Source organism: Rubricoccus marinus, from assembly GCF_002257665.1.
GTDB lineage: Bacteria > Bacteroidota > Rhodothermia > Rhodothermales > Rubricoccaceae > Rubricoccus > Rubricoccus marinus.
In genome coordinates this window covers 3,434,677-3,458,668 of record NZ_MQWB01000001.1, presented here as the reverse complement: position 1 = coordinate 3,458,668, position 23,992 = coordinate 3,434,677, and the positions used below count along the sequence as shown (strand labels likewise).

The 23,992-nt window shown below is 71.4% G+C and carries 25 protein-coding genes; 13 read left to right on the top strand and 12 right to left on the bottom strand.

From position 1 onward, the window contains the following. The first annotated feature begins 1 nt into the window (after window position 1). Complete coding sequence (locus BSZ36_RS14665) at window positions 2-1,027, top strand: Brp/Blh family beta-carotene 15,15'-dioxygenase (protein WP_094550261.1); 1,026 nt, start codon at window positions 2-4, stop codon at window positions 1,025-1,027. Window positions 1,028-1,099: 72 nt separating this feature from the next. On the opposite strand, the gene BSZ36_RS14660 is transcribed toward BSZ36_RS14665, so the two are convergent. From BSZ36_RS14660 to BSZ36_RS14650, 3 genes are all read right to left on the bottom strand, one after another. Continuing rightward, window positions 1,100-2,215: a cytochrome-c peroxidase gene (locus BSZ36_RS14660; RefSeq protein WP_094550258.1), complete on the bottom strand. Its 1,116-nt coding sequence runs from the start codon at window positions 2,213-2,215 to the stop codon at window positions 1,100-1,102. 158 nt (window positions 2,216-2,373) lie between these two features. Continuing rightward, on the bottom strand, window positions 2,374-4,140 hold the full coding sequence (locus BSZ36_RS14655) for a CCA tRNA nucleotidyltransferase (RefSeq protein WP_094550256.1): 1,767 nt from the start codon (window positions 4,138-4,140) through the stop codon (window positions 2,374-2,376). 100 nt (window positions 4,141-4,240) lie between these two features. Next, window positions 4,241-5,134: a Gfo/Idh/MocA family oxidoreductase gene (locus BSZ36_RS14650; protein ID WP_094550254.1), complete on the bottom strand. Its 894-nt coding sequence runs from the start codon at window positions 5,132-5,134 to the stop codon at window positions 4,241-4,243. Between the two features lie 157 nt (window positions 5,135-5,291). Between BSZ36_RS14650 and dapF the strand changes: the two genes are divergently transcribed. Then, window positions 5,292-6,212, top strand: coding sequence for a diaminopimelate epimerase (dapF, locus tag BSZ36_RS14645; protein ID WP_094550252.1), 921 nt, complete (start codon window positions 5,292-5,294; stop codon window positions 6,210-6,212). Between the two features lie 30 nt (window positions 6,213-6,242). Here dapF and BSZ36_RS14640 read toward each other — a convergent pair whose 3' ends face one another. Together BSZ36_RS14640 and BSZ36_RS14635 are read right to left on the bottom strand one after the other, a co-directional pair. Next, window positions 6,243-6,626, bottom strand: a complete 384-nt coding sequence (locus tag BSZ36_RS14640) for a RidA family protein (RefSeq protein WP_094550250.1) — start codon at window positions 6,624-6,626, stop codon at window positions 6,243-6,245. A gap of 70 nt (window positions 6,627-6,696) precedes the next feature. Then, window positions 6,697-7,188 (bottom strand): nuclear transport factor 2 family protein, encoded by a 492-nt coding sequence (locus BSZ36_RS14635; RefSeq protein ID WP_094550248.1) that lies wholly within the window; start codon window positions 7,186-7,188, stop codon window positions 6,697-6,699. A 116-nt stretch (window positions 7,189-7,304) separates the two neighbouring features. Here BSZ36_RS14635 and BSZ36_RS14630 point away from each other — a divergent pair, with 116 nt between their 5' ends. Then, a complete protein-coding gene (locus tag BSZ36_RS14630) occupies window positions 7,305-8,816 on the top strand; it encodes an L-serine ammonia-lyase, iron-sulfur-dependent, subunit alpha (protein WP_218827687.1) in 1,512 nt (503 codons plus the stop codon). A 73-nt stretch (window positions 8,817-8,889) separates the two neighbouring features. After that, window positions 8,890-9,546, top strand: a complete 657-nt coding sequence (locus BSZ36_RS14625) for a peroxiredoxin-like family protein (RefSeq protein WP_218827686.1) — start codon at window positions 8,890-8,892, stop codon at window positions 9,544-9,546. A 46-nt stretch (window positions 9,547-9,592) separates the two neighbouring features. Here BSZ36_RS14625 and BSZ36_RS14620 read toward each other — a convergent pair whose 3' ends face one another. The 4 genes from BSZ36_RS14620 to BSZ36_RS14605 all read right to left on the bottom strand — a co-directional run bounded on the left by BSZ36_RS14620 (window position 9,593) and on the right by BSZ36_RS14605 (window position 13,859). After that, window positions 9,593-12,025, bottom strand: coding sequence for a DUF5686 family protein (locus BSZ36_RS14620; RefSeq protein ID WP_094550244.1), 2,433 nt, complete (start codon window positions 12,023-12,025; stop codon window positions 9,593-9,595). A 163-nt stretch (window positions 12,026-12,188) separates the two neighbouring features. After that, complete coding sequence (locus BSZ36_RS14615; protein WP_094550242.1) at window positions 12,189-12,635, bottom strand: DUF421 domain-containing protein; 447 nt, start codon at window positions 12,633-12,635, stop codon at window positions 12,189-12,191. A gap of 1 nt (window position 12,636) precedes the next feature. Then, window positions 12,637-13,122: a hypothetical protein gene (locus BSZ36_RS14610; RefSeq protein ID WP_094550240.1), complete on the bottom strand. Its 486-nt coding sequence runs from the start codon at window positions 13,120-13,122 to the stop codon at window positions 12,637-12,639. Next, window positions 13,122-13,859, bottom strand: a complete 738-nt coding sequence (locus BSZ36_RS14605; RefSeq protein ID WP_094550238.1) for a bacteriorhodopsin — start codon at window positions 13,857-13,859, stop codon at window positions 13,122-13,124. Before BSZ36_RS14605 ends, BSZ36_RS14610 begins: the two co-directional genes overlap by 1 nt. Before the next feature lie 202 nt (window positions 13,860-14,061). Here BSZ36_RS14605 and BSZ36_RS14600 point away from each other — a divergent pair, with 202 nt between their 5' ends. Continuing rightward, window positions 14,062-15,009, top strand: a complete 948-nt coding sequence (locus tag BSZ36_RS14600) for a DnaJ C-terminal domain-containing protein (RefSeq protein ID WP_094550236.1) — start codon at window positions 14,062-14,064, stop codon at window positions 15,007-15,009. Further along, window positions 15,006-16,031, top strand: a complete 1,026-nt coding sequence (locus BSZ36_RS14595) for a hypothetical protein (RefSeq protein ID WP_143536917.1) — start codon at window positions 15,006-15,008, stop codon at window positions 16,029-16,031. Before BSZ36_RS14600 ends, BSZ36_RS14595 begins: the two co-directional genes overlap by 4 nt. Window positions 16,032-16,080: 49 nt before the next feature. Here the strand turns inward: BSZ36_RS14595 and arsS are convergent, their stop codons facing one another. Together arsS and BSZ36_RS14585 are read right to left on the bottom strand one after the other, a co-directional pair. After that, a complete protein-coding gene (arsS, locus tag BSZ36_RS14590) occupies window positions 16,081-17,292 on the bottom strand; it encodes an arsenosugar biosynthesis radical SAM (seleno)protein ArsS (RefSeq protein WP_094550232.1) in 1,212 nt (403 codons plus the stop codon). A 73-nt stretch (window positions 17,293-17,365) separates the two neighbouring features. Continuing rightward, on the bottom strand, window positions 17,366-17,698 hold the full coding sequence (locus BSZ36_RS14585; RefSeq protein WP_094550230.1) for an arsenosugar biosynthesis-associated peroxidase-like protein: 333 nt from the start codon (window positions 17,696-17,698) through the stop codon (window positions 17,366-17,368). Window positions 17,699-17,843: 145 nt separating this feature from the next. On the opposite strand from BSZ36_RS14585, the gene BSZ36_RS14580 reads away from it, so the two are divergent. The 4 genes from BSZ36_RS14580 to BSZ36_RS14565 all read left to right on the top strand — a co-directional run bounded on the left by BSZ36_RS14580 (window position 17,844) and on the right by BSZ36_RS14565 (window position 22,351). Continuing rightward, the gene (locus BSZ36_RS14580; RefSeq protein ID WP_094550228.1) at window positions 17,844-19,130 is read left to right on the top strand and encodes a hypothetical protein; all 1,287 of its coding nucleotides are present in this window, start codon (window positions 17,844-17,846) and stop codon (window positions 19,128-19,130) included. Between the two features lie 211 nt (window positions 19,131-19,341). After that, window positions 19,342-20,529 (top strand): phosphopentomutase, encoded by a 1,188-nt coding sequence (locus BSZ36_RS14575; RefSeq protein ID WP_094550226.1) that lies wholly within the window; start codon window positions 19,342-19,344, stop codon window positions 20,527-20,529. 27 nt (window positions 20,530-20,556) lie between these two features. Further along, entirely contained in the window at window positions 20,557-21,444 is an 888-nt protein-coding gene (locus BSZ36_RS14570; RefSeq protein ID WP_094550223.1) for a hypothetical protein, read from the top strand. 79 nt (window positions 21,445-21,523) lie between these two features. Then, the gene (locus tag BSZ36_RS14565) at window positions 21,524-22,351 is read left to right on the top strand and encodes a hypothetical protein (protein ID WP_094550221.1); all 828 of its coding nucleotides are present in this window, start codon (window positions 21,524-21,526) and stop codon (window positions 22,349-22,351) included. Between the two features lie 21 nt (window positions 22,352-22,372). On the opposite strand, the gene BSZ36_RS14560 is transcribed toward BSZ36_RS14565, so the two are convergent. Beyond that, entirely contained in the window at window positions 22,373-22,756 is a 384-nt protein-coding gene (locus tag BSZ36_RS14560; protein ID WP_094550219.1) for a hypothetical protein, read from the bottom strand. Between the two features lie 83 nt (window positions 22,757-22,839). Between BSZ36_RS14560 and BSZ36_RS14555 the strand changes: the two genes are divergently transcribed. From BSZ36_RS14555 to BSZ36_RS14545, 3 genes are all read left to right on the top strand, one after another. After that, window positions 22,840-23,262 carry a PaaI family thioesterase gene (locus BSZ36_RS14555; protein WP_094550217.1) on the top strand — a complete coding sequence of 141 codons (423 nt, stop codon included), beginning with the start codon at window positions 22,840-22,842 and terminating at the stop codon, window positions 23,260-23,262. 83 nt (window positions 23,263-23,345) lie between these two features. Beyond that, the gene (locus BSZ36_RS14550; RefSeq protein ID WP_094550215.1) at window positions 23,346-23,645 is read left to right on the top strand and encodes a EutN/CcmL family microcompartment protein; all 300 of its coding nucleotides are present in this window, start codon (window positions 23,346-23,348) and stop codon (window positions 23,643-23,645) included. Further along, window positions 23,642-23,917 carry a EutN/CcmL family microcompartment protein gene (locus BSZ36_RS14545; protein WP_179271209.1) on the top strand — a complete coding sequence of 92 codons (276 nt, stop codon included), beginning with the start codon at window positions 23,642-23,644 and terminating at the stop codon, window positions 23,915-23,917. The genes BSZ36_RS14550 and BSZ36_RS14545 overlap by 4 nt, the downstream gene beginning before the upstream one ends. Window positions 23,918-23,992 lie beyond the last annotated feature (75 nt).

Here is a 23,992-nt window from a genome sequence, read left to right as displayed (position 1 = left end):
GATGGCGTGGCCGCGGCTCGGCCTGGGGCTGGCCTGGGGGAGCGTCGCGCTCTCATTGGCGGCGTCGCCGTGGATCGCCGAGGCGCCGGCGATCGTGTGGCTCGTGCCGTGGGCGGCGAGCGTCGTCGTGCTGGGCCTGCCGCACGGCGCGCTGGACCCGTTCGTGCCGTTCCGGATGCGGGGCGAGCCGCTGGGCGCCCGCCGGGTCGCGGTGTTCTGCGCGCTCTACCTCGGGACCGCCGGGGCGGTGATCGCGCTGTGGGCGCTGGCGCCGGTCGCGGCCGCCGTAGGCTTTGTCGCGCTGACGTGGGCGCACTGGGGCCAGGGCGACGTGTTCGCGCTGCGGGCGTTGGGCTGGGACGCGCACCTCACGAGCCGTCCGCACCTCGCGTTGGCCGGCGCCGTGCGCGGGGCGCTCCCGATGCTGGTGCCTCTGGCGGCGCAGCCGTCGGCATACGCGGCCGTTCTAGGCGACCTCGCCGCGCTATTCGATCCCGACGGCGCGGCAGGCGTCGGCGCGATGGTGGCGCCAGCGGCGGGAATCGTGCTGTGGGCGTTGATCGGCGGGTACGCGCTCTGGGGCGCGGCCTCGGCATGGCGGCGGAATGCGTGGCGGCCTCTGGCGCTGGATCTGGGCGAGGTCGCGGGGCTCGGGGTGTTTTTTGCCGTGTTGCCGCCGTTGTGGAGCGTGGGCGTGTACTTCTGCGCGTGGCACGCGCTGCGGCACCTCGCGCGACTGGAGCCCATTGTGGCGCCGCGGCGGCCTCTCCGCCTCGCGCTACTCGCCGCGCCTGCAACGCTTGGAGCGCTGGCGCTGTTCGCCGGGCTGGGCTGGCTTCTCGTGGAGCGGCCCGCAGCCGGCGCCCTCCTGTCGGTCTACCTCGTCGGGATCGCGGCGGTGACGGTCCCGCACGTGCTTGTGGTCTCGTGGATGGACGCGCGGCAGGGCGTCTGGCGGCCAAGACCGTCTACCCAAGCGGGTGTCCTCGCGAGCAAAGCGCGGCGGTCTAATACCGGTGGGCGCTGAATCGCCGCGCTCCTCGCAAAGACAACGTCCTGGGGTTCGGCGGTCTAACCGTGGCCTCTGGAGCCAGAGGCCTTACCGAGACGCGCCGGGCGTCGGCGCCTGCGCGGCGAACGGGTCCGACCACCTCGGGTCGGTGGCGAGCGTGGTGTCGGTCAGCGTGTGCAAGAACGCCACGAGCGCGGCCCGCTCGTCGGCGCTGAAGTTGAACCGGATGGCCCCGCCGTCGAGGCCGAACATGCGCGCGTCCAGGTGCGGGCCGAGGCGGATGCCGGTGCTGTAGTGCTCGACGACGTCCTCCAGCGTTTGAAACCGACCGTCATGCATGTAGGGAGCGGTCAGGCCGATGTTGCGTAGGGACACCACCTTGAAGCGCCCGCCGGACCTGCCGGGATCGGTCACGGTGGAGTCCAGTCCATTGTTGAGGGCGTTGGTGCCCGCGAACAGGTCGCTCGAGTGGCACAGGTTGCACTGGCCGCGTCCGAAGAACAACTGGAGGCCCTCGTTCTCCTGCGGAGTCAGCCCCGCCAGAGGCCGCGCGATGCGCGCGCCCTCGGCCTGGCGCGCGGCATCGTAGCGGGTGTTGGACGGCACGATGGAGCGGATAAACTGGGACAGCGCCCGCGCGACGCGGTCGCTCGTGACCTCTGGCGTGCCGAAGGCGTCGGCGAACAGGGCCGGGTAGAACTCCGTGTCGCTTAGCAGAGCCGTGAGCCCTTCCAGCGTCATGCCCATCTCGACCGGGTTTTGGATGGGCTCCAGGGCGAGCGCTTCCAGTGTCCTGGCGCGCTCGTCCCAGAAAAACTCCTCGTTGCGATCGTAGCGCGCGAAGGCGAGCGCCATCGAGTTGCGGTCGGTGTGCTCTCCGCCGAACCCGACGCTGCGCGGCCGGGGGTCTGCGAACCCGTTGGCCTGGCGGTGGCAGGACGCGCACGAGACGGACCCGTTCTGAGACAGCCGTACGTCGTAAAACAGCACGCGCCCGAGTGTTGCTCCCGCGTTGGTGATCGGGTTGTCCGCGGGCGTGTTGTCCGCGTGCCGGATCACGTACGTATCGAGGTAGGCCGGCAGCCCCACGCCTTCGTAGTCGTACGGCGTCTCCGGCAGAGTGGGAGTCCCACCAATGCGGGCGGCGAAGGTGCCTCCAACGGCGACCAGGGAGAACAGGAGCAGCGATGCGAGCCGGAGCATCTGAGACAGTGGGAAAGCAGACAGCAACCTACGGAGCGCGAACGGGAGCCAAGCCCCCAACCGTGCCCGCTGGCGACGCGCCGAGGCCGATCCAGCGCCAGAGGCCTCTGGCGCCGCCGGCGCAAGGTCTCATGCGCTACGCCTGAACTCCAAACGGGTTACGCCTCTAGCGCCTTGTCCTTGATGCGCTGGAGGTGGGCCAGCGCGTCGGCCTCCGCCAGAGGCAGGTCGTCCCAGAAGACGGCTTCTTTGATGGCGCCGAGCGCGCGTTTTTCGGGGCCGGAGACCAGGCGGACCATCTGCATGAAGAGGTCGCCGCGGCGGACGGCGTCGGGCCTCTGGCGCTCGACCCACGCCCACGCCGCGTCGTGCTCGTTGGGGACCTCGCCGTCGAGGACGGCCTCGCGCAGGCGCTCCTTGAGGATGCCGACCGCGACGCCCTCGGGGAGCTCCAGGCGCTCCATGATCTCCTCGCCGGAGACCGGCGGCTCCCAGGCGCGCATCTTGTCCTTTTCCTCCACCTCGATCATCTTCGCCTCCACGCGGTCGAAGCCGCGGAGGTAGCGGCGGCGGCGCTTCTCGTTTTTGCTCGTCACGTCGGCGCGGACGAGCAGCATGAGGTCGTCCACGTCCTCGCCGGCGTCGAAGAGGAGGCGGCGCACGGCGGAGTCCGTCACGTTCTCATCGACAAGCGCGATGGGGCGGTGGTGGAGCGCGACCATCTTGCGGACGTACGCCAGAGGCTCGCCGAGCGGGAGCTTCAGGCGGCGGAAGGACGCCGGCACGTGCTTGCGCGCGCCCAGGTCCTCGTGGCCGTGGAAGGTCCAGCCGGTTCGGTGCGTGAACCGCTTGGTGTCGGGCTTGGCGACGTCGTGGAAGAGGGCGGCCCAGCGGAGCCAGAGCGCGAAGCCCCCCGCGCGCAGGCCCGTGAGGCCTTCCTCGGCCTGGAGCAGCGCGAGGTTGTCCACGACTTCGAGCGTGTGGTAGAGGTTGTCCTTGTGCGTGTGGCCGCCCACGGCCTCAGTCCCGGCGAGCGCCGAGATCTCGGGCAGCACGCGCTCCAAAAGCCCGGTCTCGTGCAGAATGACGAAGCCCAGCGACGGCAGCGGCGCCGCGAGTGTTTTGCCCAGTTCGTCCGTGATCCGCTCCTGGCTCACGATCTCGATGCGGCCGGCCGCCTCGCGCATGGCCTCCAGGGCCTCTGGCGCGACGCGGAACCCCAGCTGCGCCGCGAACCGCGCCGCGCGGAGCATCCGCAGCGGGTCGTCCTCGAACGTCACCTGCGGGTCCAGCGGCGTGCGCAAGAGGCCGGCACTGAGGTCGTCCAGGCCGCCGTAGAGGTCCACGATCTGGCCGAAGGCGTTCGGGGGGGGGGGAGGGACAAGGGATGCGGGATGCGGAGCGTCGCCTCCCGCGCCAGAGGTGAGGTCTGCCGCTGGCGACTGACCGCTCCCCACGTCCTCGTTGTTGAGCCGGACGGCGAGGGCGTTGACCGTGAAGTCCCGTCGCGCCAAGTCGTCGGCGAGCGTGCCGTCTTCGACGATGGGCTTGCGGCTCTCGCGGCGGTAACTCTCCTTGCGCGCGCCCACGAACTCGACGACGAGCCTCTGGCGCTCGGCTTCGCCCGCGGCGTCGTCCACGGCGTCGTACAGCGTGACGGCGGCGGTCCCGAAGGCGGGGTAGACGTTGGGCGGCTTGGCGCCAGAGGCCTTTGCGACGGCCTCGGCCAGCCGGATGCCCACGCGCGGCGCGCCCGCCGGATCCACGGCCACGATGTCGATGTCGGTCGTCTCGCGCCCGAGCAGCGCGTCGCGCACGGCCCCGCCGACGGCGTAGGCCTCCACGCCGAGCGCGTCGGCGGCCTCGCCGATGCGGCGCAGCAGGGGCTCAAAGGGAAGCGTCACGGTCTCGTCGGGTCTCGGCATCCCGCAAGATGCGGCGCCAGCGGCGGGCCGGCTGCGAGGTTCATGCGGAGCCTCTGGCGGGTTCAGAGGCGCAGGCGCCGGCGGCCTCTGGCGCCAGAGGCTAGCCGCGGCCCAGGCTCGGCCCGCGCATGGCTGCTTGCACGCGCTCGGCGAGCCGCATCAGCGCGACGGCGTCCGAGAGCGCGAGCGCGCCGGGGCCGCTGGCGGGCACGTGCCCGTGGGCGAGCGAGGCCACAAACGCGGCCAGCCCGGTGGCGTCGGGCTCGGGGACCGACGCGGCGCCTTCGATGCAGATCGGGCCGCGCAGCGAGCGCGCGCTTAGGCGCACGCCGCCGCCAGAGGCCGCCAGGCGCACGGATTGTGGCCAGCCTTCGGCCTCGTCGCGGATGCCGATATGGGCGTAGGCGCCGGTTTTGAAGCGCAGGCTGGCGAGAAACGAGCGGACGCGGGCGTCCTCGCGGTCGGCCTGCACGTCCAAGTGCGCGATGGCACCGGAGCGGACGAGCGCCATCACGGCGTCGAGCGCGCCCGCCAGGCGGCGCGGCCACGGGAGGTCCAAGCCCTCGGTCGGGTCGGCGCCTGCGAGGTCGAGCGCGACGAGGCGCGCGGCCCAGCCCTCCGGCCTCGCGGCCACGACGGCCGCCAGAGGCAGCGGGCGCTCCACGGCCACTTCCGCGCCGGCCTCTTCGGCGCGAGCGGCGAGCCCCTCGGCCTCCTCGACCGACGCCGCTGGCGGCCACGCCGCGAACACGTGCGCGCCTTGCCCGAGCGCCGCGCGCGCGTCTGCCGCCCGCTGCGCCGGGTCGCTCGCGACCGCGACCACGTCGCACGAGCCCGCCAGGTCCGCCGCGTTCGCGAACGGCTGCGCGCCCGCCTCCCGCGCCCAGTCCGCCGTCTGCGCCGTCGTCTCGCCGACGACGCCCACGAGCGCGGCCTCTGGCGGGACAACGCGCCCCGGGGAGCCGACAAAGCCCAGCGAGAGAGGTGAGGTCATGGCAGCAGGAGAAGAGGCCTCAAAGTACCCGCGCGGCGCTTGCCCTCGCGCCAGAGGCCGCACGGCCCGCAGTGGGCAGGCCTACCGCGACAGCGCAGAGGGTTCGTTTGACGCCAGAGGCTTCGCGCGGCACCTTTCTCTCTCGCACCCCGCCGCCATGATCCAGCGACAGCCCCTAATCGTCCCGTTCACCAAAATGAACGGGGCGGGCAACGACTTCGTGGTCCTCGACAACCGCTTCCTGCGCTTTTCCGAGGCCGAACTCGAAGCCCTCGCGCGGCGCGTCTGCCCCCGCTGGACCGGCGTCGGCGCCGACGGGCTGCTCGCGCTCGATCCGCCAGAGGCCGCCTCTGGCGACGGCGCCGCAGAAGGGGATGCCTCTGGCGGGACCGACTTCCGCATGCGCTACCGCAACGCCGACGGCTCCCTCGCCACGATGTGCGGCAACGGCGCGCGCTGCCTCGCGCGGTTCGCCGCGCGCGCCGGGCTCGGCCGCGATACGCCAGAGGGCACGCGCCTCGCGTTCATGACCGACGGAGGCCGCTACACCGCACGCGTCACGCCAGAGGCGGACGCCCCCGCAAGCGTCATGCTCGACGTGCCGTCGCCGCGAGGTTTCGGAGCCTCTGGCGCCACGAGCGACCTCGGAGACGTGCACCAGATCTGGACCGGGACCGAGCACGCCGTCGTGTTCGTGGAGGACGTGGACGCTGCGCCGGTCGCAACCGAGGGCGAGCGGCTGCGCCACGACCCCGCCTTCGCCCCGGCCGGCACCAACGTCAACTTCGTGCAGCGCGCGGCGGCCTCTGGCGCCAGAGGCGAGCGGATCCGCGTCCGCACGTTCGAGAAAGGCGTCGAGGCCGAGACGCTGGCGTGCGGAACCGGCGCGATGGCGGCGGCTCTTGTCGCGCGGCTCGCGGGCGGCGTGGACGCGGACAGCATCGCGGTGGAGATGCCCGGCGGCACGCTCGGCGTCGGCTTTCAGGTCGTTGACGGCGAGGTGCGTGGCCTCACGCTAAGCGGCCCGGCCGAGTTCGTTTATGAAGGCACGCTGGAGTGGTGGGGAGGGGAGGAGTAGAGGCCCGCATCCCTCTCCCGCCTCCAGCCCTTATCCCTCTTTCAGCACCGCCAGCACCTCGATCTCCACGAGCGCGCCGACCGGCAGGCCCGCCACGGCGACCGTCGAGCGCGCCGGCTTGTGGTCGCCGAAGTGCTCGGCGTAGATGCCGTTCATCGTGCCGAAGTCGTCCATGGTCTGGAGGTAGACCGTCGTTTTGGCCACGTCGGAGAGCGTGAGGCCCGCCTCGCCCAGCACGGCGCGGATGTTGGCAAACACCTGATGCGTCTGCGTCGCCACGTCCTCGCCCACGAGGACGCCCTTCTCGGGGTCCAGCGCGACCTGCCCGGAGCAGAACAGGAGCCCGTTCGCGCGGACGGCGTGGCTGTACGGACCGACGGCGGCGGGAGCGCCAGAGGCGGAGAGGATCTGCATGGAGGGATGGGAGATACGGGATAGGGAGGAATGCGGGATGGCCTCTGGCGCCAGAGGCAACCAGCGTGGGCTACTCGTCCAGCGAGGCCGAAACGGCGATGTGCCAGCGGCCGTCGTTCTGGACCAGGTGGTACAGGCTCCGGAAGCGCAGCGGCGTCTGCTCCGCGCGCTCGATGATCCAGTGGACGAGGACCGCCGTTTGCGCGCCGCCATCGGCGAGGGTTTGCACGCGCGTGGGCACGGCGGAGCCGATGCTTTGCTCGCGGCGCATCTCGGCCACGAAACCGAGGTGGCGCAGGAGTGCTTGCGGCGTATCGAAGGACGCCGTTTGACCGCTGCCTACGAAGAAGCACGGCATGGTGTACATCGTGGCGAGCGTCTCGGCGTCGAGGGCGGCGTACGCGTCGGCGTAGCGGTCGAGAAAGGAGCGGAGGGTTTCGGCCACGGGGGGAACGGTCTGGGGGGGCACCGGGAGCGCCATGCCCATCGGGGGGCGGCGGGGCGGTCGGTCGCGCGAGCGGCGCGAGGCGAGGTCCGGCGTCTCGCGCGAATCAGGAAGCATGGGGCCTCTGGCGGCTCAGAGCTTGGCAGGGCGGCAACCTAGCGCCAGAGGCTCACAAAACGACACCCGAGCGCGCCTCTGGCGCGACCTTGCGCGATTCCTCTCGCGCGTACTCCGTGGAAGCCCTCAGCGTTTTCGACATGCTCAAAATCGGCGTCGGGCCGTCCAGCTCGCACACGCTGGGGCCGTGGCGCGCCGTGCAGCGCTGGCTGGGCGAGCTGGACGCGGCGGGGATCGCGCCAGAGGCCGTGCGGGTGCACCTCTACGGTTCGCTCGCGCTGACCGGCCGCGGCCACTGCACGGACCAAGCCGTGTGCCTCGCGCTGCTCGGCTACGACCCGGTCACGATCCCCGTCGACGCCATCCCCGGCCTCGTCGCCGACCTCGCGCTGTCCAAAACGCTGCCTCTGGCGGGCGGGCCGATCCCGTTCGATCCGGCGACGGACATCGTCTTCCACCCGTCCGAGCGCCTGCCGGGGCACGCCAACGCGATGCGCTGCGTCGCGCTCGCGGGCGGGGAGGAGCACGCGTCCACGTACTTCTCCATCGGCGGCGGCTTCGTGCTGGGCGAGGGGGAGACCTCGGGCGCCAGCGGCCCGCCGGTCCGGCTCCCGTACCCGGCGCAGGTGCCCGCCGAACTCCTGGCGCACTGCCGCCGCGACGGGCTCCGCATCGCCGACATGGTGCGCGCGAACGAGCGCGCGTGGAACCGGAACCGCGCCGTCCGCCAGAGGCTGATGGCGATCTGGGACGTGATGCGCGAGGGCGTCTACCGCGGCTGCCACACCGACGGCACGCTGCCCGGTGGGCTCGGCGTCACGCGCCGCGCCGCCGCACTCACGCGCCGCCTGCTCTACGCCTCGGAGGCCGGCGCCTCTGCCGCGGCGGGTGACGGCGCGAGCGCGATGGGAACGGGTGAGGCGCCGTTCGCCACGCCAGAGGCCGACCCGCGCCCGGCGATCGCGCCCGACAGCGACGCCTTCCTGCGCACCATCCGCGAGCGGACGTGGCGCTTCCCCGAGGTGCTCAAATGGGTCAGCGCCTTCGCCCTGGCGGTCAACGAGGAGAACGCGAACCTCGGCCGCGTGGTCACGGCGCCGACAAACGGCGCCGCGGGCGTGATCCCGGCCGTCTTGCTCTACCACGTCTGCTTTTCCGGTGAGGAGGTCGGCGAGGCCGAGATCGCGGACTTCCTGCTCGTCGCGGGGGAGGTGGGGACGTTCTTTAAAAAGGGCGCGACGATCTCGGCCGCGATGGGCGGCTGTCAGGCCGAGGTGGGCGTGAGCAGCGCGATGGCCGCCGCGGCGCTCTGCGAGGCGCAGGGCGGGACCGTGGAGCAAAGCCTGATGGCGGCCGAGATCGCGATGGAGCACCACCTCGGGATGACCTGCGACCCCATCGGCGGGCTCGTCCAGGTGCCGTGCATCGAGCGCAACACGATGGGTGCCGTCAAAGCCATCAACGCCGCCGAGCTGGCCCTCGCGGGCGACGCCTCTGGCGCGCTCGTCTCGCTCGACGAGGTGATCGTCACGCTGCGCCAGACGGCGGAGGACATGAGCGACAAGTACAAAGAGACCTCGCAGGGCGGCCTCGCGGCGAACGTTTCCGTCCGCGTGCCGGAGTGCTGAGGCCTCTGGCGCCAGGGGCGCGCGATCATTCCCGCCGCCCGGTCGTCTGATGCGCTCCACCGCCCCGATCCCGATGCTTCGCCTCCTCGTTCCCGCCCTTTTGCTGCCACTAGCGGCCTGCACCGAGCCCGACGCGCCCGCGCCAGAGACGGCCGACGTGGCGCAGGCGGACACCGTTGCGGTCACGGCCGAGATGGCGGCCAACACCGCGCTCAACGTGGGGGACCGGGCGCCCGATTTCGCGCTGCCGGGCGTGGACGGGAGCACGACGCAGCTCTCGGACCTCCTCGCCAGAGGCCCCGTCGTGCTCACGTTCTACCGCGGGGCGTGGTGCCCCTACTGCAACACGCAGCTCCGCGACTACCAGGAGAGCCTCGCGGAGATCGAGGCCGCCGGCGCCACGCTTGCCGCGATCTCGCCGCAGGCGCCGGACTCGTCCATCGCCATGCAGCAGAAGAACGAGCTGGCGTTCCCCGTCCTCAGCGACGCCGGCGGCGCGGTCTCGGATGCGTACGGCCTCACGTTCCAGGTGGATGCCGCCACGCGCGAGCGCTACCGGGCCGTCGGCATCGATCTGGAGCCGTACAACGGGACCGATCTCTGGGAGCTCCCCGTGCCGGCGACCTACGTGATCGATGCCTCGGGCGTGATCCGAGCGGCCTTCGTGGAGGCGGACTACACGCAGCGCGCGTCCGTCCGCCAGATCCTGGACGCGCTCGCGACGGTCTAGCCTCTGGCGCCAGAGGGCGCGGCTTTGGGCGCCAGAGGCCTCGCGTCTAGAACAGCCGCGCGAGGCCAAAGCCCACCACCGTATCCGGCGCGTCCAGCCGTTGGGTGAGGTCCACGCGCAAGAGGCCGAGGATGCCGCTGACCGAGACGCCGACCTCGTGGTGCCAGCCATCGGAGGGGGAGAGGGCATAGCCGAACGCGCCGAGATCGGCCTCGCGCTCGGCGTCCAGCCACGTGCGCGCGTGGGCGCCGTGGAGGATCACGCTGTAGCCGCGCTTTGCGAGACCGCCGAGCCCGAGGATCTCGAACGGGATGGAGCGGAACGAGTGCTCCCAGAACGCAGCGGCGTAGCGGTCGCCTTCGTACGGCACGCCGGTCCGCGTGCGGAGCACGCCGAAGCGGCTGAACGCGATGGCGTCCTCGCCCAGCACGCCGTCCACGGAGAGCAGGCGCGTAAGCGGCACGCTCCCGCCAGAGGCTCCGGCGGCGAGGCGCACGTCGAGCGCGGGCGCGAGGGCGCGGCGTCGCGCGAACGTCGCGAAGCGGGTGTCGAGCGCGGCTTCGGCGGTCCAGAAGGTGCCGTTGAGCACCCACTCGCCCGCCTCGGCGCTGACCTGGATCGCCTGGCGCGGCAGCAGCCCCAACGGCGCCTCCAGCGTGCCGACGCCCGCCTGCATCTGGACCGAGCGCGTGGTGAGCCGCTGGAAGTCCAGGCCCAGACCGAGTAGGTCGCTATCCAGCGGGCCGTCATCGGCGGAGCCGGGGTTGAACGTCTGCGCGCTCTCGGCGACGAACCGCACGCGCGCCTCGCCAGAGGCCGTGACCTGAATAAAGTTGCCGGTCCGCACCGTCCCGAGATCGCCGTGCGAAGCGCCGAGCCCGACGGCGAGCCTCTGGCGGTCGTAATACCCGCCGCGGCCGTTGACGCCGGCGTAGATCTCGGGCGTGAGCGGCGACGCCCGCCTCGCGACGCCCTTGGAGGCGTCCGCGAGGAGCCCAATCCTCACGTCCTCGCCTCGCCAGAGGCGCAGCCGCGCGTCGGCGCCGAGGTTGATCCCGCCATCGGCGGTGCGGTAGGTCGCCTCTGGCGCGACCGCGAGCGGCCCGGCGCGGAGTCCCAGGCGGAGCCCGCCGCGGAAGCCCTCGCCCGGATTCGCGCCGACAACGGGCGCGAACGAGAACGAAAAGGGCGCGCGCGCCGAGTCCGCCGCCGCCTGCTCGCCCTCGCGGATGGAGCGGCGCAGGAGCCCCGCCAGAGGCCCCTTGAAGTCCCACGCCTCGTTGATGGAGCCCAGGCTGTCGCCCGCGGCGTAGGCCTCGGCCTCGGCGTCCGTCAGCGGCGCGGCCTCTTGCGCCAGGCGCGTGCTGTCTGCTTGGGGAGCGCGCTGCGCCAGAGGCCCGGCGAGAAGCGAGTCCGGCGCGGCAACGCCGAGGCGGTAGCCGGAAAGCTGGACCGCACTCTGGATCGTGATCGGGTCGGCGGAGACGAGGAGGTCCAGCGCGAAGCCGATGCCGATCTCGGAGCGGAGGTCGGCCGGGAGCCACAGCGAGGAGTCCGCGGCGACGGGGACGTACTGCTGGCGGTAGCGCGCGCCCGAGACCTGGATGGGCGGCGGGAAGAGAAAGGCCGGGCCGGGGCGCAGGTCGGCTTCGAGCACGTCGGCGGTCGCCTCCAGGATCAGCAGCGTGCCTACAAACGCGCTGGCGGTGCGCCGCCGAGGCTCCAACGTGACCTCTGTCACGCGGCGGCCGTCGATCTGCGTGCTCCCGGTGATGGTGAAGCGGTACACCGAGAGCGCGTCGCGGTGCGTCGGCCCCATGAGGCGGTGGCCCGAGAGGCGGATGTCGGAGGTGAGGAGGTCCACCAAGCCTCTGGCGACCGCCGGGACGCTGCCCGATCCCAGGTTCGACGTCGCCCGTTGCGCGACGACGGCCTCGCGCCATCCCGCCTCTGGCGACCAGTACGCGTCCGAGGCCGCCTCGGAGACGCCCGCGACGTCGCCGTCCGAGCCCAGGATCGTCGTGCGGCCGTAGGCCGTGACCGCGTACGGCCCGATGGCCTCGCGCTGCTGGCGCGTCCTAGCAATCACGCGCCGCATCAGCGCCACCGCAGGGTCCTCGCCCGGCGTCACCGTGATCGCGCCCAGCGTTGCCGCCGAGGGCACGAGCGCCACCGCCAGGGGCGCCTCTGGCGTCTCGGTCACGGTAAGCCGCGCCGTTTCGTAGCCGATAAACCGCACCGCCAGAGGCGCCGGCAGCGCGTCCACGCGCAGCGCGAAGTCGCCATCGAGGTTGGTGGCCGCGCCGCCGATCACGGCGCCGTCCCGGTCCAGGAGTGCCACGTTCGCGCCGGGCAGGCTCTCGCCCGTCTCGGCGTCGGTCACGCGGCCCTTCAAAAGCGTCTGGGCGCCAGAGGCGCTGCCAAGACTCGCGAGCAAGACGAGAACGGCGAGGCGGCTCGCGAGAGAGAACGGCGGCATCGAATCGGGGTGGAGTGTGAGCAGGACGCGCCGACAGGCCGGTCAGTTACATCCGTGGCCTCTGGCGCGTACCGCAGTCCTCAACCTTGCGCCGCCCGGCGCGCTCGCGCAAGGCCGAAGCGGGCGCCTCTGGCCCCAGAGGCCCGCACCCGAATCCCGAGGCTCAGGCGCGGGGGACGATGGAGATGGCTCCGGTGCGCTCCACGATCGCGTACGCCACCTGGTCCATCCGCTCCAGACCGTGGAGCTCGCGCGCGGCCAGGAGAACGTCGTCTTGCCCGACGCCGACGCTCGCGGCGCGCGTTTCCAGGAGGTACCCGTTTTCCACCACGATCAGCGGCGGACCGCCGCCCAGCCAGCGCTGCGCCCGCGGCAGCCGGGACTTGATCGCCGCCAGCCCGAGGTGCGCGCCGAGAAGCGTCACGATGAGCAAAAACGCGTTCGTGACCGAGTAGTCGTCGCCCAGCAGCGCGAGCTGCGTGCTCTGCCCGATGATGATGACCAGCACTAGGTCGAAGTTGGTCGTCTGCACCAACGTGCGGCGCCCGAGCGCGCTGAAGACGAGGACGAGAAAGGCGTAAACCGCGACGCCTCGGAGGACAGCATCCATATCAGGGGTAGACGAACGTGCGGACGGCCACGCGGTCCCCGCTGTCCAGCACGATCTCGCCGCCCACGCCGCCGAACCGAACGGGGCGGAGCACGAGGGCGACCTGGGTCGGCGCCTCGCCAGAGGCGAACACGTACCGCACGCCGCCCCCGACGGAGGCCTCGGCCTCTGGCGCAGGCGAGATGCTTTCCGCGTTCAGGTCGCGCGAGAAACCGCCGACGATTGCGAAGGCGGAGTCCCCGCGAGGGAGCGTAACGCGCAGCCGCATCGGCGCGTCCAGCCGCGCAAAGCGGTCATACCGGACGCCGAGGCCTCTGGCGCCAGAGGCCTCGGTGGAGACGAGCGGCCCCACGCCGCCGAAGAGGCCCAGCAGCGCCAGCCCGATCACGACGGCCAGGCCCCACCGCGCCGCCGTGCCCACAACGGCGGCACGGCGGTGGAAGGTCGAGTCGTCTTCGGATTGCAGGCTGGCGCGTTCCGGGTCCACTAGGCCCGCGCGCGAACGCCAGAGGCCACAACGGCCGGAGCGCCGGGCTCGAACGCGGCGGCCTCGCCGTTCTGCTCGATCTGCCGTAGCGAGTTCGCCGCTAGGAAGCCGAAGCCGACCTTGGCCGCGATGTCGAGGATCGTAAACATCAGCGCCTCTGGCCCGTCGCCCACGAGGTCGAGGCCTTCGGGCGAGAGCATCCACACGACCGGGTAGGCCGTCCAGAGGATGAGGTGGACGAGCACGATGCGGTCGAACACGGCGCCAGAGGCCGGGAGGGCCGCCTTGGCCTCGCGCTTGTAGCGGCCCAGGAAGGCCCACGCGATCGCGACGTACGCGCCGGTGGAAATCGCCCACCACGTGAGGCTCAGCGCGTCCTCGGGGAGGATCGTCGCCACGAAGCCCGTCGCGATCATGAACGCGTTGGCGCCCAGCAGCGAGGCCACGAGCGGCATCGAGCTCCGCCCGAGGTACGTCAGCGCGAGAAGCAGCAACGGCGTGGAGGTAAACCACGTCACGTAGCGCACCCACGTCGTTTTCGTCCCGTCGGCGGAGACGTAGGAGCCGAAGCCCGTCGCCATCACGAGGTAGAGGACGGCTGCGATAAGGCAGATAAAGAAGTAGAGCGTCCAGAGAATCTGCCAGCGGCGTTCGGGCGCTCGCGCGGCGGCGACGCCAAAGACGCCGGAGCCAACGGCCATCGCAACTAGGCCGATCCAATACCAGGTCTGAGCCATGTTCAGAGAAGGGAGGGTGAGAAGGGAGCGCACGAGGCGCCTCCAACGAACCCTACGTGTAACGGCAGGGATTCCAGGCGGCTTGCGCTTCCGGCTTTCCCCCTAGCCTCGGCTCTGGAAACGCGCGCGCGTGGCCTCTGGCGCCGTTCGGGAACGCTCTGGGGGGAGGTCGGGGTATGAGGTGCGCACGCCGCCACCCCTCATGCCCGCCCCCGACCATTACGCGACGCTTGGCGTCAGCGAGACCGCCTCTCAGAAGGAGATCAAAAAGGCGTACCGCACGCTGGCTCAGAAGTACCACCCGGACCGCAACGCGGGCGATAGCGCCGCAGAGAACCGGTTCAAGGAGGTGCAGTCCGCCTACGACGTGGTCGGGGACGAGGCGAAGCGGAAGGAGTACGACCAGATGCGCCGCAACCCGTTCGCCGGCCGCGGCGGCTCCCCGTTCGGCGGCGGCTCGCCGTTCTCGGGCGGCGCGGGCGACGGGAGCCGTTGGCGGCCCGCGCCAGAGGCCGAGGTCTTCGGCGCCGACGGCCTCGGCGACATCTTCAGCCAGATGTTCGGCGGAGGCGGGAGCCCGTTCGGGGGCGCCGCTGGCGGCCCGCGGCCCGGCGCGGCCTCTGGCGCCCGAGGTCCGGGTACTGGTGGACGCGACATCGACGCGTCGATGACGCTCTCGTTCGGGGAAGCACTCGAAGGCGGGCCGTCCAAGATCACGGTCCCTGGCGGGGAGACGCTCCGCATCACGATCCCCGAAGGCGTCCGCAACGGCACCAAGATCCGGCTCAAGGGCCGCGGCGACGCCGGACCCTCTGGCGCCAGAGGCGACCTCTACATCACGTTCGAGGTGGAGGAGAGCCCCCGGTTCGCGCGCGAACGGGACGACCTCCGCGTGACCGAGTCGGTGAGCGCCGTGGATGCCATGCTGGGTACGGCGAGGCAGATCGAGACGCCGTACGGGCAGAAGGTGAACGTCAAAATCCCCGCCGGCACGCAGCCGGGCGCCTCGTTCCGCGTGCGCGGTCAGGGCGTAAAGACCAAAAAAGGCCGCGGAGACCTCTTCGTCGAGATCGCCGTCTCGGTCCCGGACCTCGCGGAAGACGCCCGCGACGGCCTCCGCGAGTGGGCCGCAGCGCACGGCCTCGCGTGAGAGCAGCCCGTAAGAGGCCTCTGGCGCTCGTCCTCGCGTCGCTCCTCCTCGGTGGGTGCGGCGCCACGACGCACACCGTTCTGCCGCCCGCTCCTCCCGGCGCCGGACGCGTCGCGGCCACTTTCGGGCTGCAGTGGTCTCCGGGGAAAATGAGCTTCCCGTCGGTTCAAACGGGGGTGTACGTCGGCGTGGGCGCCAGAGGCGTCGTCGGCGGGACGATCACGGACTTTGTGCTGCCGTCTTCGGCCTCTGGCGCCATCTACGCGCCCTCGGGCGAGGGGTGGGTCTCGGCACGGGCGCACGTTCAGAACCTGCTAGGTGAGCAGATCGGTCCGACGTACGAAATCGAGGGTGCGTACGCGCCGGCCTCTGGCGAGGCGACAATCCGGGCCGGCCTGGGCGTGCTCGCCGAGTCGCCTGTGATCCGCGCGATCCGCCGAGGCGTAGAGGACGCGCACCCGGCACCGCCGCCGCGCCTCGTGCTCACACTCGGCGCCGACGCGGTGCCGGGGCGCGGCCTGGCCAGCGCGGAGGCGCACCTCGGCCTCGGCCGCGCGCTCGCGCGCAACGAGATCGCTCGCCAGAGGCTGGACATGCGCGACGTGGAAGCGCAACTCGGCGACCTGGACTCCACATCGGTCCGCTCAGTGGCGCGCGACGAGGAGAGCCTGTTCAACATCCTCACGGTCACGTTGCGCGATGGACGCACGCTCTCGCTCAACACGCGCGATCCCTTCCCGGACTGCTTCTCCTGCGCCCTCGCGCTCCGCCGCGCAGGCGCCTACCCGCCCTCGCCAGAGGCCCGCGGCGTGTGGCTCTCGCTCTCGCGCGAGGGCACTTTCCCGCTCATGTTTCCCGTCGCGCTGGACCCCGAAGCGATTCTCGCCACGTGGCGCGAACGGGGCGTTATAGACCTGAGCCTGCCGCCCGACGCCGCCGACCGCGCGGCCTCTGGCGCGCCGCTCTGGCGCGACGTCTCGCTGCTCATCGGTGTATCCGGAGGGGAGTGGGCCTCCGACTAACCTCTGGCGCCAGAGGCCCACTCCCTACTGGCCCCACCCTACTGGCCCCTTACGCCGTCGCGCCGCCGCACGAGGAGCCTGAGCCCGCGGTGCAGCCGTAGCAGTGGCGCTCGGTCTTGACCGTCCGCGCCTGCCACGCGCCGAGGTCGAAATCCCCGACGTGCGCGAACGGGACGGCAGCGTCCATCTCCAACTGCTGGTTGAAATCGCAGTCGTAGATCTTGCCGTCCCAGCCGACCGAGACCGTGTTGCGGCACATCAGCCCGTCGATCGTGCCTGGGTTGAAGGCGGCGAGCAGCTTCTCCATGTAGCCCTCCAACTGGCCTTTCTCGATGAGCCATTCCAGGTAGCGGCTCATCGGCATGTTGTTGAGCGCGAAGAGGCGGTCGAACTGCACGCCGTGGTTGCGCTGCAGCGCCTCTTTCCACTCGCCCTCCAGCGATTCCTGGTTGCCCGCCAGGAAGCTCCCGACCGGGTTGGTGACGAGCGTGAGCACACGCTTGGGGTCGCCCTGGCCGTAGCCGGCCTCGTTGAGCATTTTCAACGCCTCGATGCTTTTGCCGTACGTGCCGTCGCCGCGCTGCGCGTCCGTCCCCATCTTGCGGTAGTGCGGCAGCGAGCACGCCACCTCCACGCCGCGCTCGGCGAACCACTCGGGGAGGTGCCGGTAGCGCTTGACGCGCAGGATGGTGAGGTTGCAGCGGTCGATGACGTGCAGGCCTCTGGCGACGCATTCATCGACGAGGTACTCGAAATGCGGGTTGAGCTCCGGCGCGCCGCCGGTGAGGTCTACGGTGTGGAGGCCTCCGCCGAGGGGGTGCGCCTGGATGTGGTCGATGGCGCGGAGGCAGGCGTCCACGGCCTCGCGGTCCATGTTCTCCTGCACGCGGTCCGGCCCGGAGTCCACGTGGCAATGCATGCACGTCATGTTGCACAGCTTGCCGATGTTGATCTGGAAGATCTCCAGCGGCGCCGGCTGGATGCCCGCCTCCCATCCGCTCGCCATGAGGTCGCGGTGGAACGACCCGCTCTGGCTCGGCCCCGACGCCAGAGGCACGGCGTCGAGCGCCTCGATCTGCGCCTCTGGCGCGGCAAGTGCCGTGCGCCGGCCGTAGAGGCTCGACGTCCGCTTCGGCCCGTCCTCCACGGACGCGATCAGCTCGGCAGAGAGCACGTGGAGCGGGATCACGGAGCCGTCGCCAGAGGCTTCTGGCGTGGAAGGGGCGGTCGGGATCGGGCGGTCGCCGGGAAGCGTGGACATGCGGAAAAGCGTCGGTCGGGCGCCAGAGGCGGCGCAAAAGGTCTTACGGGGAAGTCGGGGCTTGTCCGACGCGCTACATCGTCTGCGCTTTGACGCCGTCCAGCATCTGGAGGCCGTGGACCAAGCTCGCGCCGCCGCGGATGGCCGTCGCCACGTGGATGGCCTCGGTCATCTGCTCCAGGTCCGAGCCCTTCGCGAGGGAGTCCTGCGTGTACGCGTCGATGCAGTAGGGGCATTGCACGGTGTGCGCCACGGCGAGCGCGATCAGCGCCTTCTCGCGCGCGGTGAGGGCGCCGTCTTCGAAGACCTTGCCGTAGTACGAGAAAAAGGCGTCCGCCAGAGGCTTGGAGCCCTCGGCGATCTCGCCGAAGCGAGGCAGGTGCTCGGGCTTGTAGTAGGTGTCCATCGGGTGTGGTGGGGAGAGGATTGGCGAAGCTAGCGTGAGCGAGCCCGGCGGAGCGGGTGAGCCGAACGGCTGTCACTAGATTGGCGCCGTCCGACAGACGCCCTGCCGGCCGGCCCGATTGCGCTCCTTCTCGCTCGCATTTGCCATGGAGGTCTTCCTCTGGCTTTTTCTATTCATGCTCGTCGTCGGCGCCGCGGTGCTGCTGGCGACGTGGCTGCGTGCGCGGCGCCGGGATGCCGAGCTCTGGGGCGGGCAGGAGCCCGACCAGATCGCGAAGTGGAACGAGCAGACGCTCGGCATCTCCGAGGTGCGCGTCCACACCGAACGCAAAGAGCCGGAGTCCCCGCGTTTCCAGACCGCCGCCGTGCCCAGCGCGGCCTCGCCAGAGGCCCCAGCGCAGCCGACGGCCCCCTCCCCCCGCGCCGAGGCCGCCGCGCCCCAGGCCTCGGACCGCCGTGCCTCTGGCGAGAGCGCGGCGTCCCCCGCTCCCGACTCCGCCCCCTCCGTGCCGACGACCCCTTCCAGCAGAGAACCCGCGCGCCCTGCGCGCTCCCGCCCCGAGTGGTGGGAACAGGACGCCTCTGGCGCCGGAGCGCTACTCCGCTCGCTCGTGGACGTGACCGGCGGCTCCGCCGCGATCGTGCGCCCGAGCCCGGACGGCTACACCGTTCTCGCGGCCTCCGGCGCGGCGAGCGCGGCGATCCACGCGCACGCCGACGCCCGCACCCTCGACGCTCGCAGCGCGCGGCCTCTGGCGGACCTGCCCGCCGGCCTCGCGACGTTCGTGCTGGGCGGCAACGAGGCGGGCCTTCTGCCGGGCATGGACGCCGACGCCGTGGGCGAAACGGCCGTCCGCTCGCTCCGCACCGCACCTGGCTCGCCGTGCCTCGTCCTGGACGTGCTGGACGACCAGCCGCTGACGCCCCGCGCCGAGGGCCTGATCTCGGCCTACGCGGACCTCGCCGCGCGCGTCCTGGACCTGCCCGAAGACGCGCCTACGCAAGAGGCCTCGTCGGGCTCGTCTCTGGAAGGCGCGATGGAACGCGTCGAGAAGGAGATCAACGCGGCCCGCGAGCAAGGGCGCGACCTCTCGCTCGCTCTCGTGGTCCCGCACGATGCCGAGGACATCCTGGAAGGCGAGCCCGAGGAAATCGACGCGCACGCGGCGGCGCTGCGCCAGAGGCTCATGGCGGTCCCGGGCACGCGCGAGGTCCTCGCGATGGGCGACCTCGTGCTGGGCGCGCTGTGCGAGATGAAGGGGCCGGGCGCCGAGCGCTGGGCCCGCAACCTGACCCGCGACGGCGACCCCGTCCGCATCGGCATCGCGGTCTACGGGCCGCGGCACGTCACGCCCAACCTGCTCCGGCAGGACGCCGTGACGGCGCTGCACCAGACGTACACCACCGAGGAGTCCTGCGTGATCGTGGATTGAGGGCGTGAGGGCGTGAGGGCGTGAGGGCGTGAGGGCGTGAGGAGGGGCGCGGCTCGATTTGTTCCGCCAGAGGCCGCGTTCGTTGCCCGCCTCTGGCGCGTGCCCCGCTGCGGGGGCGTCAGTAGTTCCCCCGCCCGCGAGCCACACGCGCTCCAAACACCGGAGGCCTCTGGCGGGCGCGATCTTCCGGCCCACCTTTCCCGGCTCTCCCATGCTCTTCGTCACCATCATCCTCGACGGCGCCGGCGTCGGCGACGGCCCAGACGCCGAGGCTTACGGCGACTCTGGCTCCGACACACTCGGTCACGTCTGCGAAGCCGAGCACCCGCACCTGCCCAACCTGGAGCGCCTCGGGCTGGGCCGCATTGCGCCTCTGGCGGGCGTCGAGCCCGCCGACGCGCCAGAGGCCTCGTGGGGGCGCCTGACCGAGCGCGCGGCGGGCAAGGACTCCACCACGGGGCACTGGGCATTGGCGGGCCTCGTGCTGGAGACGCCGTTTCCGACGTATCCGGATGGCTTCCCGCCAGAGGTGGTCGCGGACTTCTGCCAGCGCGCCGGTGTAGACGGCATCCTGGGCAACGTGCCCGCCAGCGGCACCCAGATCATCGCCGAGTTGGGCGAGGAGCACCAGCGGACCGGCCAACCCATCGTCTACACGTCCGGCGACAGCGTTTTCCAGATCGCCGCGCACGTGGAGACGACGCCTCTGGCGGAGCTGTACGCGATGTGCGAGACGGCGCGGAACGAGGTCTGCGTGGGCGAGCACGCCGTCGGGCGCGTGATCGCGCGTCCGTTTACGGGCGAGCCCGGCGCTTACACGCGCATCTCGGAGAAGCGCAAGGACTACTCGCTGCTCCCGCCAGAGGCGACGGTTCTGGACGCGCTCCAGGACGCGGGCGTGCGGACGGTCGCGATCGGCAAGATCAGCGCGCTGTTCGGCGGCAAAGGCGTCGACGTGGAGACCAAGACGGCCGGCAACGCTGACGGGGTCGCGAAAACGCTCGACGCCATCCGCGAAGCCGCGGCCTCTGGCGAGCCGACGTTTGTCTGGACCAACCTCGTGGACTTCGACGAGCTCTACGGCCACCGCCGAGACCCCGAGGGCTACGCCCGCGCCCTCGAAGCTTTTGACCGCGCCCTTCCGGACTTGGAAGCCGCGCTGCCGCCCGGCGCCCGCCTCCTCCTCACCGCCGACCACGGCAACGACCCCACCTACCGCGGCAGCGACCACACGCGCGAGCGCGTGCCAGTCCTGATGCTGGAGAAACCCGCCTCTGGCGAGACCACTCCCGCCAGAGGCGAGGACGTGGGCACGCGCGAGACGTTCGCGGACCACGCGGCGACCGTCGCGGCCTTTTTCGACGCGCGGTGGGACGGGCCTGGCGCACCGTTCGCGTAGCTCCTGCCACATCACACTTCACTTCCTATGCTCCGCTCTTTTCTTCTCCTCGCTCTCGCCGCGCTGGCCTCTGGCGCATCCGCCCAGACGCCGTGGCGCGCCTCCGCCGACGGGCCGTCCGTCTCCCTCGACATCGCTTACGGCAGCGTCACCGACATCCTCTTCACCAACGACAGGGGGGAGGCCTTGGGAGAAGGCCGCGCCGACTCGTACGTCGGGATCCTCTCGGCGCGCGTTCCGGTCGGCGCACGTGGCGCCATCGTGGGCTCGCTGCCGGTCGCGCTATATGCCGTTCGGTTTAACGACACCGTGGGGAGCATCGGTGCCACGCAAACCTCGTTCGACATCGGTAACCCGTACGTCGGCTTTGCGACGCGGCCTCTGGCGGGAGCGGAGGTAGAGGCAGGCGTGTGGCTTCCCGCCGCGACCGGCGGAGGTGTGGGGTTCACGCCGGATGTCGCCGCTGCCGGGTTCTCGGCAGACCGGGAAAACTTCGAGGCGTACAAAACCGATGTCGTCTCGGCCCGACTCGCGCTCCGCGGCGAAGCCGACCTGAGCGCCGCCGCCAGCGTCCGCGGCGAGATCGCGCCCGTGCTTTCGTACTACACAGGAGATCTGCCAACCGATGGGTTCGGTCAGGAATTAGACCTTCCGAGGACGAACGCGGCCGTCACGGGGGCTGTGTTCACCGATCTCCGCTTCAGCGCACTCGCTCTCACAGTCGGCGCCCTCGGCCGGTACGAGCCCAAAGGAGGAACGGACCGGTACTTCGATGAGCTCTTTGCCAGCGGCCTCGCCATGGTGACGTACGAAGGCGCCAGCGTGCAGCCGAGCCTGGGGGTACGCGTGCCTCTGGCGGCGATTTCCGCCTCAGACTTCGTGCTCACAGCCGGCGTGAGCGTCCCCCTGCGCTAAAGCCCCGCGCCTCTGGCGCCAGAGGCGCGGGACCCAACCCCGCCAGAGGCGTACACGGCTTCTCACGACGCCCACCCTTATGCGCCTCTCTCTGCTGCTCGCCCTCGTCTTCTCCGCCGCCGCCAGCGCTCAGCCGGGCAGCTGGCTGCCGTTCTCCCAGGGCACGGACGCCGTCTCCATCACGTCCAGCCACATCACGTTCGATAGCGACACGGTCGATGGCTTCTCGCCGCTCTCCAACGCGACGTTTTTGGAGGGCCGGTTCGGGGACCGCGTGCAGGTGATCCTGGACCTCCCCGCCGCGTACACGGCCTTCGACGAAAGCTTCGGCCCGTTCGAGGGAACGGAAAGCGCCTTCGTCCTCGGCAACCCGTATCTGGGCGTGGAGACCCGCCTCGGATCGGGCATGATCCTCGGCATCGGCGCGCGGGCGCCGATCGTGGAAACCGTGATCGACGTGGACCGGAACGACTTCACGGCGCTCTCCTACGGCGCCTCGGCCACGAGCGACCGCATCGGCGCGTTCACGCCGGAGACGGCGACGCTGGCGGGCACGCTGGGCTACGAGTACCTCGCGAGCTCGGACGTGAGCATCGAAGCGCGCGTGATCCCGCAGGTGCTGATCCCGGTCACGGAGGGCCGCGATACGGAGCTCTTCGGCAGCTACACGCTCCAACTCCGCGCCCTCGTCGGCCCCGCCGAGCTCTCGCTCGGCGCCAGAGGCACCGGCATCCTGACCGAGGACACCGGCAGCGCGTCGCGCTTCGATCACTTCGTGGGCATCGCGGGCGAGCTCCCCGTCGGCGGCCTGCGGCCCGGCATCTACGCCGAGATCCCCGTCTCGGGTGACTTCGGCAACGCCGTCAACGCCATCGTCGGCATCGGCGTCAGCGTGGACCTGGACTAGCGCCTCTGGCGCCGCGCGTGGTCAGGCCTCTGGCGGGAGCGTTCCGCCAGAGGCGTCGGGCGGAGCGGGGGTGCCCTCTGGCGCGGTCGCGTCGGCGATCTGCGCGCGCACCTTGCGGACCGCGCTCCACGCACCCCCGGCCACGAGCAGCACGACGAACACGTAGACCCACGCGGGCACGTTCTCGCCCGCGATGATGAGGTAGAGGTACGCCGAGACGAAGAAGAAGCCCGCCGCGAGCGCCGGCGCCACGATGCTCCGCCTCTGGCGCGCGTTGCGCACCAGCCACGCGACCGAGAGCGAGAAAAGGGGGATGGCGCCGACGTAGATGCCGCCGAAGATCCACGGGTTGACGCCGTACTCCGTCCCGAGGGAGAGGAACCAGTCGCGGAGGGCTTCGAGCATGGGGCGGGCCTCTGGCGCCAGAGGCGGGATCGGGGGGCGAGCGCCCAGAGTACGACCGCGCCCCACCCCCGACTGCACGCCCCATGGCCGACGACCCCACGCCCGACTCCCCGTTCCCCCTCGCCAGCGGCACCTCGTTGGACCAGACGCTCGGCATCCAGTACGTCGAGGTGTCCGGTGACCGCGTGGTCGCGACGATGCCCGTCGGCCCGCGCGTGCACCAGCCGATGGGCGTCCTCCACGGTGGCGCGAGCGTGGTCCTGGCCGAGAGCGTCGCGAGCGTGGGCGCCACGAGCGCGGCGCTGCCCGAGAAGGTGGCCATGGGCATGGAGATCAACGCCAACCACCTCCGGTCCGTCCGCGAGGGCCTCTTGCGCGCGACCGCCACGCCGCTCCACAACGGCCGCACGACCGCCGTCTGGGAGGTCCGCATCGAGGACGAGCGCGAGCGACTCGTCTGCGTCAGCCGCGTCACGCTCGCGCTCGTGGCCGCCGACAAGCGGTAGGCGCCAGAGGCCGGCCCGCGCCTCTGGCGAGTGCGCCCCCGCCAGAGGCTACCTTGCGGCGCACCGCTCGCCCCCGCACGTTCATGCTTCTCGGCCAGGTCATCGGCACCGTTTGGGCCACCCGGAAAGACCCGCAACTCGTGGGCATGAAGTTCCTCCTCGTGCGCGAGGTGGACCTCGACGGCTCGCCTCTGGCGACGACCGTCGTGGCCGTGGACGCCGTCGGCGCGGGTGAAGGCGAGACCGTTCTCGTCGCCCAGGGATCGTCCGGGCGGCAGACCGAGCTGACGGACAAGAAGCCGGTCGACGCCGTCATCATGGCCATCGTGGACCGCTTGGACGTGGTCGAGGTGGACCCGCCGGTTTTGCAGGAGACGGCGTGACCATCGGCCACGTCATCGGCAGCATCTGGGCGACGCGGAAGGACGCCTCGGTCGAGGGGAAGCGGATGCTGCTCGTGCAGCCGCTCCGCGCCGACGGCTCGCCAAAGGGGCGCCCCACCGCCGCGCTCGATACCTGCGACGCCGGCCCCGGCGACCGCGTCCTGTTCGTGACCAGCGCCGAGGCCTCGCTGCCGTTTGTCGCCACGCAGCCGCTCACCGCCGCTGACGCCACCATCGTGGCCGTCGTCGACCGCGTCGACACCGGCGAGTAGCCTCTGGCGGCCGAGCAAGGCGGCTCGGCCTCTGGCGAGGTCTCAACGCGCCACGTGAGAGGCGAGGCGCCAGAG